Below are 16,077 nucleotides of genomic sequence, written 5' to 3'. Positions count from 1 at the left end.
CGAGGGGGCGCGGACCGGCGTCCCCTCGCCGGACGCACTTACCCGCAGTAGGCGCCTTCGGATGCCGAATGCACGAGCTTGGCGTATTTCGCGAGGACGCCCTTCGTGTAGGTCGCGGGGAGCGGCTCCCAGCCGATCTTGCGGCCCTCCAGTTCCGCTTCATCCACGAGGAGGTCGAAACTCTTGTTCTGGATGTCGACGCGGATGCGGTCGCCGTCCTTCACGAAGGCGATGGGCCCGCCGTCGACCGCCTCGGGCGCGACGTGCCCGATGCACAGGCCGGTGGTACCGCCCGAGAAACGGCCGTCGGTGAGCAGCAGGACATCCTTTCCGAGGCCGGCGCCCTTGATGGCGCCGGTGATCGCGAGCATCTCGCGCATGCCCGGCCCGCCCTTCGGGCCCTCGTAGCGGATGACGACGACGTCGCCGGCGTGGATCTGCCCGGCGTCGAGGGCGTCCAGCGCTCCCTGTTCACGCTCGAAGACGCGCGCCGTGCCCTCGAAGACGTCGGCGTCGAAGCCTGCGCTCTTCACGACGGCGCCCTCCGGAGCGAGTGAGCCATGCAGGATGGTGATGCCTCCGGTCTTGTGGACCGGATTGTCGAGTGCACGGAGGATCTTGCCGTCGAGGTCCGGCGGGTTGATCGCGGCGAGGTTCTCGGCGACGGTCTTGCCCGTCACGGTGAGGCAGTCGCCGTGGATCAGGCCGGCGTCGAGGAGCGCCCGCATGATGACCGGCACGCCGCCCACCCGATCGACGTCGGTCATCACATAGCGTCCGAAGGGCTTGAGATCCCCGAGGTGCGGGATGCGGTCGCCGATGCGGTTGAAGTCCTCGAGGGTCAGCTCCACCTCGGCCTCCCGCGCAATCGCCAGGAGGTGCAGCACGGCGTTCGTCGAACCGCCGAAGGCCATGGTCACCGCGATCGCGTTCTCGAAGGCCTCGCGTGTCATGATGTCGCGCGCGGTGATGCCGAGGCGAAGCAGGTTGACCACGGCCTCCCCTGATTTCCGGGCGAACTCGTCACGACGGCGGTCGGCCGACGGCGGTGCCGCCGATCCCGGCAGGGACATGCCCAGCGCCTCGCCGATGCAGGCCATCGTGTTGGCCGTGTACATGCCGCCGCAGGCGCCTTCACCGGGGCAGATCGCCTTCTCGATGCGCGTCAGGTCGGCCTCGGACATCTTCCCTGCAGCGCAGGCTCCCACCGCCTCGAAGGCGTCGATCAGGGTCACCTCCTTCTCCGTGCCGTCCTCGAGCTTGACCCAGCCGGGCATGATCGTTCCGGCGTAGAGGAAGACACTGGCGAGGTCCAGCCGTGCTGCGGCCATGAGCATGCCGGGCAGGGATTTGTCGCAGCCGGCCAGCAGGACCGAGCCGTCGATGCGTTCGGCTTCCATGACCGTTTCGACCGAGTCGGCAATCACCTCGCGGGACACGAGGGAGAAGTGCATACCCTGGTGGCCCATGGAGATGCCGTCGGACACGGAGATCGTCCCGAACTGCATGGGGAAGCCGCCGCCGGCGTGAACGCCCTCCTTGGCGCCCTGCGCCAGCCGGTTGAGGGACAGGTTGCAGGGGGTGATTTCGTTCCAGGAACTGGCGACGCCGATCTGCGGCTTCGCGAAGTCGTCGTCGCCCATGCCTATTGCCCGGAACATGCCGCGCGCGGGCGCCGCATGGATTCCGTCGGTGACTACTCGGCTTCTCGGTTTGATATCAGGAGTTGTTTCCACGCTCATGCGTCAAAGTCTAGGCCTACGGGCAGTTGCGGCCGTGCCATATGACCCCGCTGTTACCTCGACAAGGATGAGCCCGGAGCCCTCCGGTACAGTGGAGATCCGGCGGCTGGCTCGGTGCGGCCGCCGCCCGGCACTTCAGGTGAACCTGCTGGTATCCCTACCGGAATGGCGTGATATGACCTCCGACGAGGCCGGCGGCCGATTCGAACAACTGCGCGGCGGACGCGGCCTGAAGAACGCCCTGCGGCGCGTCTTCGACACCCAGATCCCCAACTACGGCGACTACAACCTGGTGTTCGCGTCGCACGAACGGGGAGAGGGTGATGCTCGGCCTCCCCTCACCACGGTGGGGTCCTACGTGCTCGGCTACCGCCGGCAGCCGGCCGAGATCATGATGGCTCCCGTGGAGGTTTCGAGCATCACGGGGGCGGGGACCCCCGTCGAGGTCAATATGACCAACCTCGCGCACGCCCTGCGGTGGGACGACGGCAGCTACGAGGTGGGCACGAGCACCGGACGCATCTTCCGGTTCCGGGTCCGCGCGCAACCCACGCTCGACGTCGGGCCCGGAAACATCCTCCTGCTCGAACAGGACGAGGACGTGATCGACTTCGACGCCTTCATGGAGGCGTTCATCGCAATGGCGTAGCAGGCCGCTCGGCGTCCCTGGTACCTCCACGGTTTTCGGCCCCAGCCCCGCCTGGCCCGGGGTGATGTCGGCCGATGAACGTCGCCGGACGTCAGTGGCCTTCCCCGGTTCAAGGTCCCGCTTGCACCAGGGTGATATCGGCCGATGAACGTCGCCGGACGTCAGTCCCCTTCCCCGGCCCAAGGTCCCGCCTGCACCAGGTTGACAGGCGCCTCGCCCTTACCCAGCAACCGGATCTGCTGATCGAGCAGCCGAACGATCCGCGGCCAGAACGCGCCGGTATTGCCTCCGACATGCGGAGTGATGATCGCCCCCTCCAGCTTCCACAGCGGATGGTCCGCCGGCAGCGGTTCAGGATCGACGACGTCGATCGCCGCCCGGAGGCGCCCCGCCGCTACCTCCTTCGTCAGGGCTTCGGTATCGACCACCGGTCCGCGCGCCACGTTGACGAGCAGGGCGCCGTCGGGCATGGCGGCGAGGACCTCGCGGCTGATCAGTCCGCGGGTGGCGTCGCTGAGCGGGGTGATCACGATCACGACGTCGTGGTGCGGCGCGAGCCCGGCCAGTTCATCTCCGGCGTGGACATGGCCTGAGGCGTCATCCCGGGCGGAACTTCCCACCCTCGTCAGGACGACTTCGAACGGCTCGAGACGCCGCTGGATCTCGACGCCGATCCCACCGACTCCCACGAGCAGCACGCGCCGGTCCGCAAGGCCCGCATACCGCCGGGAGTCCCAGACGGCCCGCTGCTGGTTGCGGACCGCGACGTCGATCCCCCGAAGTGAGGCAAGGGCAAGCCCGACGGCCAATTCGGCAGTGGCCGCGGCATGCACTCCCGCCGCCGTGGCGATGGCGGTGCCGGAGGACACCAGCTCCGGCACACCGTCGTAGCCCGTGGACTGGGTCTGCACCAGCTTGAGCTGCGGCACGCTGGCGAGCGCCGGTCCCGGATCTCCCCCACCGCCATAGGGGAGGACGACGGCGTCGATGTCACCGCGCGCCACGCCCTCCGGATCAGAGCTGAGGTTCCAGTGAACGACACGGATGTCCGGGCTCGATCCGGCAAGCGCATCCCGCAATTCGAGGGAGGGAACGGTCAGCGTGCTGATGGGGCGGCTCGAAGGCCGATCGCGATGCTGCATGCGCCAAGCCTAGTGGCAGTTCGCCGGCGCTCGGCGCTCGGCGCTTCACTCCGACAGTGGATACACCTCCGCACCGACCCAGGGGTGGTGGACACCCCGATGGGCGGGCCGTAGGGTCGAAAACATGCCAGCCGAGCGCGTTCTCCCCGCAGTGCGGCTTCGGGCTGCACGCCTGGGCTGGACCTGCCTCCTCGCTGCTCTCCTTTCCGGCTGCGCCAGCGGGTCCGGCGCGGAGCCGATCTACCAGGGGTCCGATGCACCCGGGCCGTCCGCATCCACAGAACCGGCGGCCGGCATCTCCCCCAGCGCCGCTCCCGCCGATGGTACTCTCGCCGGCACCGACCCCGCCGGCACCGATTCCGCCGGCACCGATCCCGCCGGCACCGATCCCGCCGATGGTGCTCCCGGAGCTCCGGCGTCCGGGCCTGCCGCCCTGCCCGCAGTCACCTACGCCGGCGATGAGGTGACGGGGCTCGGCGTCCCTTGGTCCATCGCCGTCCTTCCCGACGGAACGCTGCTGTTCTCCGACCGCGAGACGGGCGACATCATGCGGGCGGCAGCCGACGGAACCAGCCTCGTCGGCACACTGCCCGACGCCGCTGAGGCGTCCGGCGAAGGCGGGCTCCTCGGGCTTGCTGTCGCCGGGGATTTCAGCGACAACCCCGCGGTCTACGCGTACTACACATCGTCCGGCGACAATCGCGTGGTTCGCATGAGCTATGAGGACAACGCGCTGGGGGAACCGGAAGAAATCCTGACCGGCATCCCCAAGGGAAACATCCACAACGGCGGCAGGATTGCCTTCGGCCCGGACAGCCGCCTGTACATTGGCACGGGCGACGCCGGAAACGGCAGCAATGCGCAGGATCCGGAGAGTCTCGGCGGGAAGGTGCTGCGTCTGGCGCCGGACGGGACCGTGCCCACCGACAATCCCACTCCCGGCTCCCCTGTGTACAGCCGAGGGCACCGCAACGTGCAGGGGCTCGCGTGGGACTCGGAGGAGCGGTTGTGGGCCACGGAGTTCGGGCCGGAGGTCGACGACGAACTCAACCTCGTAGTTCCCGGCAGCAATTACGGGTGGCCCGACGTGACGGGGGCGCCGGGCAGGCAAGGTTTCGTGGATGCCCAGGTGGCCTGGCCCTCCACCGCCACCTCGTCTCCGAGTGGCATGGCGATCATCGATGACACCGCCTACATCGGGGGCCTCCGGGGACAGCGGCTGTGGCAGGTGCCTCTCGTCGGCGGGCAGGCGGGCAGGCCCGTGAGCCACTTCGATGGCGAGTTCGGGAGGCTGCGCGATGTTGCGGAAGGATCCGACGGATTGCTGGTCGTGACGAATGAAGGCGACGGTGGCGCCAGGATCCTGCGGGCGACGCTCGACTGAACGGTGCGTTCGATTTCTGCTTTGCGGCTCGATGCTGGTAGAGTTTCATGCTGTTGCTGATCACCGAATCAGCCGCAAATCGTAGGAAAAGTGCCAAGCACCTCTAGCTCAATTGGCAGAGCAATTGACTCTTAATCAATGGGTTTCGGGTTCAAGTCCCGAGGGGTGCACTGCGAAACCCCGTACTTCCCAGTCTCGCCGCTGGGAGTGCGGGGTTTTGTTTCGTCCGGGGAGGGGCGGCTCCAAGTCAAGTCCAAGTTTATTGTTGACTCGTTCGGCCACGACGGCGCGTAGGGACATTGGCCACCGCAGCCACGGAAGATGACATCGTCGTCGGATTCCTGGATGAGAACCAGACCGGAACACAGATCCCGTTCCATGAGCAGCCCCGCGTCTCTGGAAATACTCGCCGACGATGTCGTAGCAAATCTCGGCGAGTGAGTCACGATTTCTTCCGGTGCGGCACGCCCGATATCTCGGTCATGTCCGGAGGTTTCTACGCCCAGTACAACCAGTTCCGGGCAGAAATCGACTCGTCTGACGGGGCCGCACGTCTACCGGATGGCGTTCGCCCATTCCGCTTCTTCCTGGCATCTTTCGGAGCATGTGTATTCCTGTGAACCGACCAGGGCCGCGCCACACCCGTGACAGGTCATGCCGGCCCTGTGAAAATTGTTTCTGATGTGCTGAATGAGACTCATGTGCCAATCATACGCAAGTGCCATTCCACCATCCGCCGACCGGTTCACGCTGCCCGTCCAGGTCGAGGAACTCACGGGCCCGAATCACTGGACCGCAGAGAGAGAGCGTCGGCGGTCTGGTGCGAGCTCACCTGCCCTGGCGGCAGCGTGTGGACCTTGAAGGGCTTGGCGTGGAACGGCGACGTCGTGCTAGTGCAGTAAGTAAAGCTTTCCCATGCGCGAGAAGCCCGGGTGGCTCCTGTCGCGTGCCGGTGGCGGGAGATCCCGCAGCGGGAGCGGAGCCGGGACGGGTAACTTCAAGTTGAGTTCGGGTCTTTCCCGAACTTCTCGTTCATGGCGTCATGGATCCCTGAGGGAATCATTTGATTCCGCAGTCCACCTTCCACAGGTCAATTGAAGGTCGCTACTCCGCCACCGTCACTCGTCCAGGTGATGGCTCCGCCCTGGTAGTCCTGGCGGACCCCGCCGCCGGGAATGCCGTACTCGTTCGACGTCGGGTACCCCAGCCGCCCGTTCTCGAGCCCAGAACGGGCGTAGGCCTCCCGGATGCCGCCGAAGGAAAGGTAGGCGCCGCTGGCAGGTGACCAGAGGATGGCCCCGTTCTGGAACGCCTGGTACTTGCCGTTGTCACGGAGCCCGCCCATGACGCCGGAGGCGGGGAAGCCCAGGAACCCGGCCTGGGCACCGTGGGCCTTGTAGGTGTCCAGGATGGGCCCGCTCAGGGTGACCTGTCCGCCGGTGGCGGCTGACCAGTAGATTCCACCGTTCTGGAACTGCTGGAACGCACCGCCCGTCACCGCGGTCTCCCGGCCGGTGGGGTAGCCCAGCGGACCGTTTTCTGAGCCATTGCCGACGTAGGTCGCCCTCATCCCCCCAAAGACCAGATGCGCTCCACTGGCAGGCGACCACAGGATGGTACCGTTCTGGAACGTCTGGTACCTGCCGCCGTCCTTCAGACCGCTCAGTTCGTTGGAGGTCGGGAAACCCAGAAATCCGGTGTGCGCGCCGTAGGAGCTGTAGGTGTCCAGGATGGCGCCCTTGAGGGTGATCTGTCCGCCGGTGGAGGGCGACCAGAAGATTCCGCCGTTCTGGAACTGCTGGTACGCACCGCCCGGCACGGGTGTCTCCTTCCCCGTAGGGAAGCCGAGGCTCCCGTTCTCCGAGCGGTTGCGGACGTAGGTCTCCCTCATCCCGCCGAACACCAAGTGCGCTCCACTGGCAGGCGACCACAGGATGGTACCGTTCTGGAACGTCTGGTACCTGCCGCCGTCCTTCAGTCCGCCGAGTTCACCCGAGGTAGGGAAACCCATGAAACCGGCCGGGAAACCATAGGCGAAGTAGAGATCCCGGAGGGGCCCGTTCACACTGGGGTGGGCGCCCGTAGCAGGCGACCAGAAAATTCCGCCGTGCTGGAACTGCTGGTAGGCCCCGCCAGGAACACCAACTTCGTCGCTCGTGGGGTAGCCCAGGGATCCGCTGGTGGAGTTCGCTCCCTGATAGGCGGCGTGCATGGCTCCCCTGACGGCAACCGCGTCGGTCGCCTCGGACCAGAAGATCGAGCCGCGCTCATGATCCCGCTGCGCGCCCCCGTCGGCGAGGGGTATGTCGCTCCCTGTCGGCCTGCCGAGCAGGTCCGCAACACCCGGCTGCCCGTACTTCGCGTCCATCAAGGCGCGGATCGACACTTTCGTCACCACTGGGGTGGAAGCTGAGGACCGGTGGGCCGGAGCGTAACCGGCCGCGGTACCCGTGGCATTCACGGTCATGGTTGCACCGACGTCGGCACTGGTCAGTCGGTACGTTGAGCCGGTTGCTCCGGCAACGGCCTCGCCGGAGCGGAACCACTGGTAGGTCACCTCGATGGGTGCCGGCGTCCAGGTTCCGGAACTTGCGATCAGCACCGAGCCCGTTGCGGGAAAGCCGGCAATGGTCGGAGGAATCGAGCCAATGGTTCCCGCCGCGATGAGCTTTGCATCGGACGTCTTCACCAGGCTGTCGTAACCGCTCTTGGAGCCGGTCACCTGGACCCGGATGAACTCGTTCACGTCATCGGCGGTAAGTCTGTAGCTTTCTCCCGTTGCCCCTGCAATGACGAACTGGCCCCGCAGCCATCGGTAGGAGAGGTTGACGGGCGCTGGACCCCAGGACCCGGCATTGGCCGTCAGTGTGAGGTCCATGACCGGGTTTCCCGACATGGTGGGAACGGCCGGCGTCAGGCTGCCAGCAACCGCGGCGCCGAAGCGGGTTTTGTCGGCATCCGCGACCGGTGGTGCGGCCGTGACGGTCGGTGGCGTGGATCGCACGGTGGCCGTCGCCTCCGGCGAAGCCGTGGCGTCCTGCGATGCAGTCACGTCCGGCGACACCAGGACACCCGCCGAAGCCGTGGCGTCCTGCGATGCAGTCACTTCCGGCGCGGCCGTGGCTCGCGGCGATACCAGGACACCCGGCGAAGTCGTCGTGTCCTGCGCGGTTACTTCCGGCAGAGTCTCCGCGGCCGCGGCCGGCATGGCAGACAGGGAGCCCGCGAGGAGCGCCGCAACCGCGGCGGCTCCTGCTCCTCGGGTCAAGCGGCGGGACCGAACCGGCATGCGCATCCTTAAAGCTCGTTCCCACCGGGTGGGAATTGATGGGGAGGCCTATGCAGTCCCCGCCGGAAGCATAGCCGAGGAATGCCTGTTACTGAAGATACAAATGGGATAGGTGATCCCACGTGGCTCACCGAGCCGCAGGACCGTCGGCGGCAGTCCTCCGTGCCGACGGACTCGTGGCATGCCATGCGGCTGTCACCTCGGACAACGACAATCGCGCTCGATAACGACGCCTGTAACAGTGACAATCGCACCGGTGGACGACGTTCGACGTGGACAACGGCAATCGCACCGGTGATGCGGGCACGATCGTCGTTCTCTGCGGCGTTACGTGAAGATGAGCGTTGCTGTCAGGCGTTCCGCAGCTAAGGCAGGACGTCGCTGCCGAAGGTATCGATGAAGCCGCGTTGGTCCTGGCCCACATGGTGGAGATACAACTCGTCGAAGCCGAGTTCTGCGTATTCATGGAGCCACTGGGCATGCCGGGCCGGATTGCTTGAGACATTGACCGCCTCCCGCACCTGTTCCCGCGTGATTTCCTTGCTGTCCGCCAGAGCATCGAAGTCCTGTGCGGTGGCGACGTCCCACGTCAGGGGTGGCCCCACGGAGTTGGTACGCCACTGGTCGTAGGCGATCGCGTCGGCGTCGGCGTCGGATTCCGCCCAGCTGAGATGGACCTGGAGCACGGCCTTGCCGCGGCCCCCTTCATCCCGATAGGCACCCAACAGCTTCCGGAGGGTGTCATGGTCCTGGTTGGTGGTGATTACCCCGTCCGCCCACGTTGCCGCACGGCGTGCCGTCTCCACCGACATCACCGGTCCGATCAGGGCGGGCGGCGCCTCCGGCAGATCCCACAGCCTGGCGCGCTCAACCGTCACCAGCCCGCGGTGGGTCACCTCCTCGCCCGCATGCAGGCGGCGGATAACGTCCACACACTCTTCAAGGCGTTGCTGGCGGACAGCTTTCTCTGGCCAGGGATCACCGGTGATGCGCTCGTTCATGTTCTGGCCGCTGCCAAGGGCCGCCCAGAACCGCTCCGGGAACATGGCGGACAGCGTGGCTGTCGCCTGGGCCGTGATCGCCGGGTGGTACCGCTGGCCTGGAGCCGTGACGACGCCGAAGCGGAGGTTCGTCGTGGCAAGGGCCGCGCCGAGCCAGGTCCAGGCATACCCCGCGTGACCCTGGGATGGAGACCACGGCTCGAAGTGGTCCGAACACATGGCCGCCTGAAAGCCTGCCGACTCGGCATGTTGGACGTCCCGGAGAAGCTGGGCCGGCGAGATCTGCTCGTGCGAGGCATGGAAACCGATGATGGGCATGAGAAATGTCTAGCACCGGGGTAGGACAGCTGTCGAGAACGGTTTACAGGGGTCATTTGCCGGATCACCGGAGAAACCACGGCGTACGGAGACCGGTGATGCCTCGGTGGTGCAACGAACACCCGCGCACTACCATGGATGCGTGGAGCCCCTTTTCGATTTCCTCGGCAGCTACTGGTGGCTTGTCTTTCCGTTGAGCGGCGTCTTCGCTGCCTGGGGAAGTTCCTGGTCCAAGGCAAGCGAGCGGCGGCATCAGCGCAAGGTCGAGCTCTATCGGCTCAAGCACCAGGGCGTGGCCGTCGAGCAGGCACGTAGCGGCGAGATCGAGACTCTGCTGACAGCGCATGACGCCGTCAACAAGCGCTGGCTCGACTACGAACTCGACGCCGCGAAGCTCATCGACTACCCCATCATGACCGACGTGCGGGAGCCGCTGACCGTCGCCTTCCTCCGCGCGAAGCGCGAGGCAGACGCGCTGCGGCCGGCGGACTCCGATGAGCTTTCGCGAAACCGGCTCGCCGAGTACCGGAATGCGGTCAACGATTTCGACGTGGCATTCCGCGTGGCGGAGTCCGAAGCCCACCGCCTGAAGGACACAGCCTTCAGCGGCGCCGAACGCCAGAGGTTGACGACCGCGCGGAAGCTCGTGACGGTCGCCGTCGATGAGGCGGCAACCCCCGCGGAACGCCAGACGGCCTACAGGCGGGCGCGACGGGAACTCGACGGGCTGATCGTCCTTCCCGACGCCACCATCGCCTCCCTTGAGGAGAAGGTGGCACGCATGCTCGGTACGGGGCCCGAGAAGGCACAGGCCTGAGTTCCGATGGACGCTTTCTTCAGGGACGAGGGGAACGTCGAGGAGGAGCGCTGGAACGACCCGCTGCGTGGGAACATCGGTTTCCGGACCCTCCTCGGCGACACTCCGGGCACCGACTCCTTCGTGACGGGCACGGCCAGGCTTCCGGTGGGAGGCCTCCTGGCACTTCACCGGCATTTTCCTCCTGAAACCTATTACGTCCTGGAGGGGCGGGGTGTCGTCACCGTGAGCGGCGTGGAACAGGACGTTGCTGCCGGATCCAGTGTATATATCCGGGGAAACGCGATTCACGGAATTCGGAATACCGGAAGCGAAACGCTGCGCTTCTTCTACGCGCTGGCAGCCGATAAATTTGATGACATCGACTACCAGTTCCTGGAAGTGGAAACAGACACGGGATAGCTTCCCTGGGGGGCTATGGAGGACCATAATCGGAGCATCCCGGAGAAATGGAGCGCCACGATGGTCACCCGCCTCAATTCCTACCTCAGCTTCCGCGACACCGCCGCTCCCGCCATGGAGTTCTACCAGTCAGTTTTCGGCGGCAAACTCACGAAGGACACCTACGCGGCGTACGACGTCAGTGAGGACCCGGCCGAGCAGGACAAGCTCATGCACGCCGAACTCACCACACCCCACGGCATGGTTCTCATGGCAGCAGACACTCCCAACAGCGTGGACCTGACGGTGGGCACCAACCATTCACTGTCGCTTAGCGGCGACGATGAACAGGAGCTGCGGGGCTACTGGGACAAACTGTCCGACAGCGGTACGGTCGTGGAACCGCTGATGCAGGCACCGTGGGGCGACAGCTTCGGCATGTGTGTCGATCGGTTCGGAGTCCACTGGATGGTCAACATCGCGGGCCCGGCCGCTTGACGCCCACGAGGATCGCCACCGGATGAGGAACGGAGGAGCCGGCCGGTCCGGCCTGCTTCCCCGCTCCTCCCCGGACGGGTTCCTACTTCGAGGCTTCCTTGTTGACGTCCGTCGGCGAATCGTACTGGCGGTCCGGGAGGTTGTTCAGGGTCTCCATCACCGAGGAGTCGGCTCCGGATCCTTCGGCGTGCTTGACCAGGTTCTCCTTGGATACCGGGTAGTCGATGCCGCCCAGTGCCTTCTGGATGTCGATGGGGCTCGGATCTGTCATGTGTTCCATCCTTCTCTTGGGGCTATTCCTTGCACTCACTGCTCCGTCTGCCCATGGACAACCGAAGCAGCGTCTGTGTCACGGTCGGTGACCGTAGTGGGCGATTCGAGGTGCACAGCACCCGAGGGAAGGATTCCTGCTCCGCCGTAGCGTTCCATTACGCGCCATTGCGCGGCCACGTCCTCGCCGGCGTGCGCTTCCGGCAGGTCTTCCCAGAAACCGAATCCCCCGCAGTTCACCAGTGCCTCACGATCGAACAGGACGCAGCCGCCGACCCAGGCAACCTTGTAGAGCAGCCAGGAACCGGGGTCGAGCTGGAGATCCCGCGCCGCATGCGCAAGATTCGCGGCATTGTGCAGCTTCCACCGAGCAAAGTCCTCGGCGTCCGCGCGGATGCGCTCGGGAAGCACTTCCCCGCCCTCCCAGAACTCGAGCTGCACGCGCTCGGAGGGGCGCACATCGTCGAGGTAGGACAACCCCTGCACTGCGGAACCAATGAAGCCGCACCCCGCGCTCCGAAGTGCGGAGCAGAGGCGCCCAAGGGTGCCGGGCTCAAGCCAGACGTCGTTGTCGAGGAAGAGGACGAAGGGGGCGGCTGACAGGCCGAGAAGAAAACTGCGGTGTTCGGCAAGGCCGCGCCGAGGGAGATGCCGTTCAAGGAGCACCTGGGTTCCCTGTGCGCGCAGCACCCGGACCATCGCCTGCACGGCGGGTTGGGCATAGGCCGGTTCGTCCTCCGTCTGGTCGCTGACGATCACCCGAAAGTCGACGCCGTCCTGCGCCGCGAGCCCCGCCAGCGTCACGGCCAGTTCCGCCGAGCGCAGGAAGGAGGGGATGAGGACGTCGATCTCCGGCTCCACGTCCGGCATGGGGAGCCCCCACGTCCCGGACCAGCGCGTCACGGGGTGCCCTCCGCCATTGGTTCGGCCGAGGTCCGGATCTTCCGCAGCACCGCAGTCGTGGAGCGTTCGGGCACGTAGTCGAGGATGCGGACGATCCCGCCGAAGGCTTCGACGACGGGCGTCTCCTCGAGCATCTGCGCCGAGTAGTCGCCGCCCTTCGCGTAGATGTCGGGACGCAGCGCCTCGATCAGGGGAATGGGCGTGTCGGTGGCGAAAACGGTCACGTAGTCGACGCAGCTCAGCGCGGCAATCACCCCGGCCCGGTCAGCGAGCGCATTGATCGGCCGGTCCGCGCCCTTCAGCCTGCGGACGCTCGCGTCGTCGTTGAGTGCCACCACCAGCACGTCGCCCAGCTGCTTGGCCTGGTTGAGGTACCGGGTGTGCCCGCGGTGCAGGACGTCGAAGCACCCGTTCGTCAGCACGACCCGGCGCCCTGCCTCCCGATCCCGCTGGATACGCCGGGCGAGCTCCTCCTCACTGAGGGCCGTGTCGGTGAAACTGTCCAGGTGGGCGGCGAGATCCTCCGTCGAGCACACGGACGTCCCGGGCCGGTGGACCACGACGTCGGCCGCCGCCTGTGCAAGATCGAGGCTCGTCGCCAGGGGCAGGCCCGCGGCCCGCGCCGCGGTGAGGCAGGCCACGAAGGTGTCACCCGCGCCGGAGGCCTGCCTCTCCACCGCCGGCCGAGCCCATGTCCGGTGTTCTTCGGAGTCCTTGCCGAGCAGTACGGTTCCGTCGCGGTCGAGAGTCACCACGACCGCGGAGGCCCCGGTAGCGGCGAGTAGTTCGCTGCGTCGCGCCTGCACGGTCGCGGCGCGGTCGCTCCCGGTGTCGAGCCTGCGATCGAGGACACGGGAGGCCTCCTCGGCATTCGGCGTCACGATGTCGGGGCGGAGGTCTGCCCACACGGCAGGATCATGCGAATCGACCACGGTCAACGGCGGCGGGTTCATCCCCAGCAGTGCGCTGCGCACCGGTCCGCGCACCGCCCCGGTGCCGTAGTCGCACACCACGACGGCATCACACCCGGCCGTTGCCGCTGCGACGGTGCCGGCAACCCGGTGTGCCGCTGCATCCGGGATGCTTTCCGGGGTGTCGTCGAGCCGGAGCATGACCTGGTCCCCGCCCACAATCCGGTACTTCGTGGTGGTGCGCACGGAATCGTCCGCCACGAGCCCCGTCACGTCGACGCCGGCGTCGGTGAGGATCGAGCGAAGGCGGCGCCCGGCGTCGTCGTTCCCCGTCAGCCCGCAGATCCGCACCCGCGCGCCGAGGGCAGCGAGGTTGACCGCGGTGTTGGCCGCCCCGCCGGCCGCGTACTCGCGGCGCTGGACATCCACCACCGGTGCGGGAGCCTCACGGCAGAAGCGCTCGATGCTTCCGGTCCACCAGCCGTCGAGCATGACGTCACCCACCACCGTGACAGCGGGGGCGACCTCGGCGATCCGTTGCGGCACCCAGCCCGCGAGCCCTCGGACGTCGCCCAAGCCGCTCATCAGGCTCCCCCGACTCCAGGGCTGCCGATATGGACCACCTTGACGAGGGTGAACTCGTCGAGCAGTTCCGGCCCGTATCCGAAGCCTGCCCCGCTGATGCCGCGCGGCTGCGCCGAGCCTCCCGGTGCTCCCCCGAAGACGGCGTTGACCTTGACCGTACCGACGGGCAGGATCGCGATGGCGCGCTGTGCGGAGGCGATGCTGCCGGTGAGAACCGAAGCAGCGAGCCCGTAGGGTCCCGACGCCGCAAGGTGCAGACCCTCGTCGAAGCTGTCCACGACCGTCACGGATGCCACGGGGCCGAACGTCTCGTTCGTCATCACCGTCATGACCTCGGTGCAGTCGAGCAGCACGGTGGCGGGATAGGAGGCGCCGCTGCTCTCCGGAAGAACGCCTCCCTCCACGCACCGGGCCCCGAAGGAGACGGCCTCGGTGACCTGCGCATGCACGGCGTCGCGCAATTTCCGGTCGACGAGCGGAGCCAGAATCCCGCTGCTGTTCCGCCGTTGCGCCTCGGCTGCCAGGGCTGCCGTGAACGGCTCGGCGATGGCGCGGTGCACGTAGATCCGCTCCACGGACGTGCAGATCTGCCCGCTGTTGCTGAACGCACCGACGGCGGCCTGCGCCGCGGCCCACACAGGGTCCACGTCGGCGTCGACGAGCAGCGGATCGTTGCCGCCGTTCTCCCGGATCACGTGGCTTCCGGTGAGCGAGGCGGCCTGTGCGATGGCTGAGCCCGCGGCGCTTGAGCCCACGTGCGCGAGGACGTCGACGTCGCTCGCCGAGGTGATGAGCCGGCCGACGCCGGAACCACCCGTGAGGGTCGAGAAGACGCCGCCCGGAAAGCAGGGGACAAGGATTTCGCCCAGCAGGATTCCCAGGTGCGGGCACCGTTCGCTCGGCTTGTGGATCACCGTATTGCCCGTCACCAGGGCAGCTCCGATGAGCCCGGCGGCCACGGCGACAGGATCATTCCAGGGCGTGAGGAGGGCGGCGACGCCGCGGGGTTCCGTCACCGTATAGTTGGCAGCGAGCACGGACCCGCGGAGGCTGAGTCCGCGCTGCAGGGGGCCGAGTTCGGCGTACTGCTCAAGGGTCGACACGCCCGCCAGGACGCCGGCGAGCGCCTCATCGAACGGACGCCCGGTTTCGCGGCTGTTCAGCGTCGCCAGTGGCCCGGCGCCTGCCCGAAGGGCCTCCGCAGCGTCCCGCAGCATGCTTCCCCGTACCGCAGGATCGGTTCCGGCCCATCCCGGCTGCGCACCGCGGGCGCGTGAGACTGCGGCTGTGACCTGTTCCTCGCCGGCGCACTGCACCGTTCCGACCTCGCTGCCGTCACGCGGGTCGGTGATGGTGAGAGTTTCCTCGATGACGGGATGGTCCTGCATGAGACCCGGGTGGGTGGACATTGTGCTCCTCAGCTTCTGAACCGATTGCTTCTGGACCGATGGCTTCTGGACCGATGGCATTCTAAGCGCGGCGCCGGCGGGCCCGGCTGTTCTTCCAGTACCCAGCACTGCTCCCGTTTACACACCCGACACTGCCTTTTCAGGGATTCCGGTTCCGGGCGCGGCAGCCCTCCACTTTCATCAGCAGGCTTAGGATGTCAGGAAGGACGCAGCTTCGCAACACGTTTCAGGAGGGATTCATGGGTTCGGTAATCCGGGCGGAATTCGGCGGGTCGGCCGAACGGTCGAGGCTGGTGGGCCCTGTCCTCGAGCGGTTTCGCGGGGTGCGCCGCATCGCCGTGCTGCGGGGCGGCGGGCTGGGAGACCTCATGTTCGCCCTGCCCGCTGTCGAGGCGCTCCGGGCCACCTATCCGCAGGCCCTCATCACCCTGCTGGGCACTCCCCTCCACGCCGCGCTGCTGAAGGACCGACCGGGCACCATCGACCGGGTGGAGATCCTCCCGTATGCGGAAGGTGTGCGGCCCGGTGAGTCCGACGACCGCGCCGCGAAGGATTTCTTCGAAAGGATGGTGCGGGAGGAGTTCGACCTCGCTGTCCAGCTGCACGGCGGCGGCAGGAATTCCAACCCGTTCCTCCTGAACCTGAAGGCTCGCCATACCGTGGGAACCCGCACCGCTGACGCCGCTGCCCTTGAACGCACCATCCCCTACGTCTACTACCAGCACGAGGTCTTCCGGGCACTGGAGGTGGTGGGCCTGGCCGGTGCCGAACCGCAGGG

Annotated in this window: 13 protein-coding genes, 1 tRNA gene and 1 pseudogene; 7 read left to right on the top strand and 8 right to left on the bottom strand. The window is 66.8% G+C overall.

Going from position 1 to position 16,077, the window contains the following annotated elements; all coding sequences use genetic code 11:
- Positions 1 to 38: 38 nt before the first annotated feature.
- Positions 39 to 1,742: a dihydroxy-acid dehydratase gene (gene ilvD / locus Y704_RS0116375; protein ID WP_026550902.1), complete on the bottom strand. Its 1,704-nt coding sequence runs from the start codon at positions 1,740 to 1,742 to the stop codon at positions 39 to 41.
- 175 nt (positions 1,743 to 1,917) lie between these two features.
- On the opposite strand from ilvD, the gene Y704_RS0116370 reads away from it, so the two are divergent.
- Complete coding sequence (locus Y704_RS0116370) at positions 1,918 to 2,391, top strand: hypothetical protein (RefSeq protein ID WP_155850403.1); 474 nt, start codon at positions 1,918 to 1,920, stop codon at positions 2,389 to 2,391.
- A 161-nt stretch (positions 2,392 to 2,552) separates the two neighbouring features.
- On the opposite strand, the gene Y704_RS0116365 is transcribed toward Y704_RS0116370, so the two are convergent.
- On the bottom strand, positions 2,553 to 3,533 hold the full coding sequence (locus Y704_RS0116365) for a 2-hydroxyacid dehydrogenase (RefSeq protein ID WP_026550900.1): 981 nt from the start codon (positions 3,531 to 3,533) through the stop codon (positions 2,553 to 2,555).
- A 124-nt stretch (positions 3,534 to 3,657) separates the two neighbouring features.
- On the opposite strand from Y704_RS0116365, the gene Y704_RS22180 reads away from it, so the two are divergent.
- Together Y704_RS22180 and Y704_RS0116355 are read left to right on the top strand one after the other, a co-directional pair.
- Positions 3,658 to 4,917 carry a PQQ-dependent sugar dehydrogenase gene (locus tag Y704_RS22180; protein ID WP_051477279.1) on the top strand — a complete coding sequence of 420 codons (1,260 nt, stop codon included), beginning with the start codon at positions 3,658 to 3,660 and terminating at the stop codon, positions 4,915 to 4,917.
- A gap of 97 nt (positions 4,918 to 5,014) precedes the next feature.
- Positions 5,015 to 5,087: transfer RNA gene (locus tag Y704_RS0116355), tRNA-Lys, on the top strand.
- Between the two features lie 920 nt (positions 5,088 to 6,007).
- Here the strand turns inward: Y704_RS0116355 and Y704_RS22960 are convergent.
- Positions 6,008 to 8,206, bottom strand: a complete 2,199-nt coding sequence (locus Y704_RS22960) for an LGFP repeat-containing protein (RefSeq protein ID WP_051477277.1) — start codon at positions 8,204 to 8,206, stop codon at positions 6,008 to 6,010.
- Positions 8,207 to 8,571: 365 nt separating this feature from the next.
- A complete protein-coding gene (locus Y704_RS0116345) occupies positions 8,572 to 9,525 on the bottom strand; it encodes a TIGR03885 family FMN-dependent LLM class oxidoreductase (RefSeq protein WP_026550899.1) in 954 nt (317 codons plus the stop codon).
- A 142-nt stretch (positions 9,526 to 9,667) separates the two neighbouring features.
- Here Y704_RS0116345 and Y704_RS0116340 point away from each other — a divergent pair, with 142 nt between their 5' ends.
- Genes Y704_RS0116340 through Y704_RS0116330 form a run of 3 tightly spaced genes read left to right on the top strand, consistent with a single transcriptional unit; the run spans position 9,668 to position 11,221 of the window.
- Positions 9,668 to 10,342: a hypothetical protein gene (locus Y704_RS0116340; RefSeq protein WP_026550898.1), complete on the top strand. Its 675-nt coding sequence runs from the start codon at positions 9,668 to 9,670 to the stop codon at positions 10,340 to 10,342.
- A gap of 6 nt (positions 10,343 to 10,348) precedes the next feature.
- Complete coding sequence (locus tag Y704_RS22170) at positions 10,349 to 10,744, top strand: cupin domain-containing protein (protein WP_035773173.1); 396 nt, start codon at positions 10,349 to 10,351, stop codon at positions 10,742 to 10,744.
- A 60-nt stretch (positions 10,745 to 10,804) separates the two neighbouring features.
- Positions 10,805 to 11,221, top strand: a complete 417-nt coding sequence (locus Y704_RS0116330) for a VOC family protein (RefSeq protein ID WP_026550897.1) — start codon at positions 10,805 to 10,807, stop codon at positions 11,219 to 11,221.
- Between the two features lie 82 nt (positions 11,222 to 11,303).
- On the opposite strand, the gene Y704_RS0116325 is transcribed toward Y704_RS0116330, so the two are convergent.
- From Y704_RS0116325 to Y704_RS0116310, 4 genes are read right to left on the bottom strand one after another with little or no spacing between them, the layout of a single operon-like run.
- The gene (locus Y704_RS0116325; protein WP_026550896.1) at positions 11,304 to 11,492 is read right to left on the bottom strand and encodes a DUF2795 domain-containing protein; all 189 of its coding nucleotides are present in this window, start codon (positions 11,490 to 11,492) and stop codon (positions 11,304 to 11,306) included.
- Positions 11,493 to 11,527: 35 nt separating this feature from the next.
- Entirely contained in the window at positions 11,528 to 12,394 is an 867-nt protein-coding gene (locus Y704_RS0116320; RefSeq protein ID WP_253904378.1) for a glycosyltransferase, read from the bottom strand.
- Positions 12,391 to 13,890 carry a D-glycero-beta-D-manno-heptose 1-phosphate adenylyltransferase gene (gene rfaE2, locus Y704_RS0116315; protein WP_026550894.1) on the bottom strand — a complete coding sequence of 500 codons (1,500 nt, stop codon included), beginning with the start codon at positions 13,888 to 13,890 and terminating at the stop codon, positions 12,391 to 12,393. Before rfaE2 ends, Y704_RS0116320 begins: the two co-directional genes overlap by 4 nt.
- Complete coding sequence (locus tag Y704_RS0116310) at positions 13,890 to 15,299, bottom strand: aldehyde dehydrogenase family protein (protein ID WP_051477275.1); 1,410 nt, start codon at positions 15,297 to 15,299, stop codon at positions 13,890 to 13,892. The genes rfaE2 and Y704_RS0116310 overlap by 1 nt, the downstream gene beginning before the upstream one ends.
- A gap of 239 nt (positions 15,300 to 15,538) precedes the next feature.
- On the opposite strand from Y704_RS0116310, the pseudogene Y704_RS22165 reads away from it, so the two are divergent.
- Positions 15,539 to 16,077 (top strand): annotated as a pseudogene (locus Y704_RS22165) (glycosyltransferase family 9 protein); the annotation flags it as partial.

Source organism: Arthrobacter sp. Br18, assembly GCF_000520555.1.
Taxonomy (GTDB): domain Bacteria; phylum Actinomycetota; class Actinomycetes; order Actinomycetales; family Micrococcaceae; genus Arthrobacter_D.
This window is presented reverse-complemented; position numbering and strand designations above follow the sequence as displayed.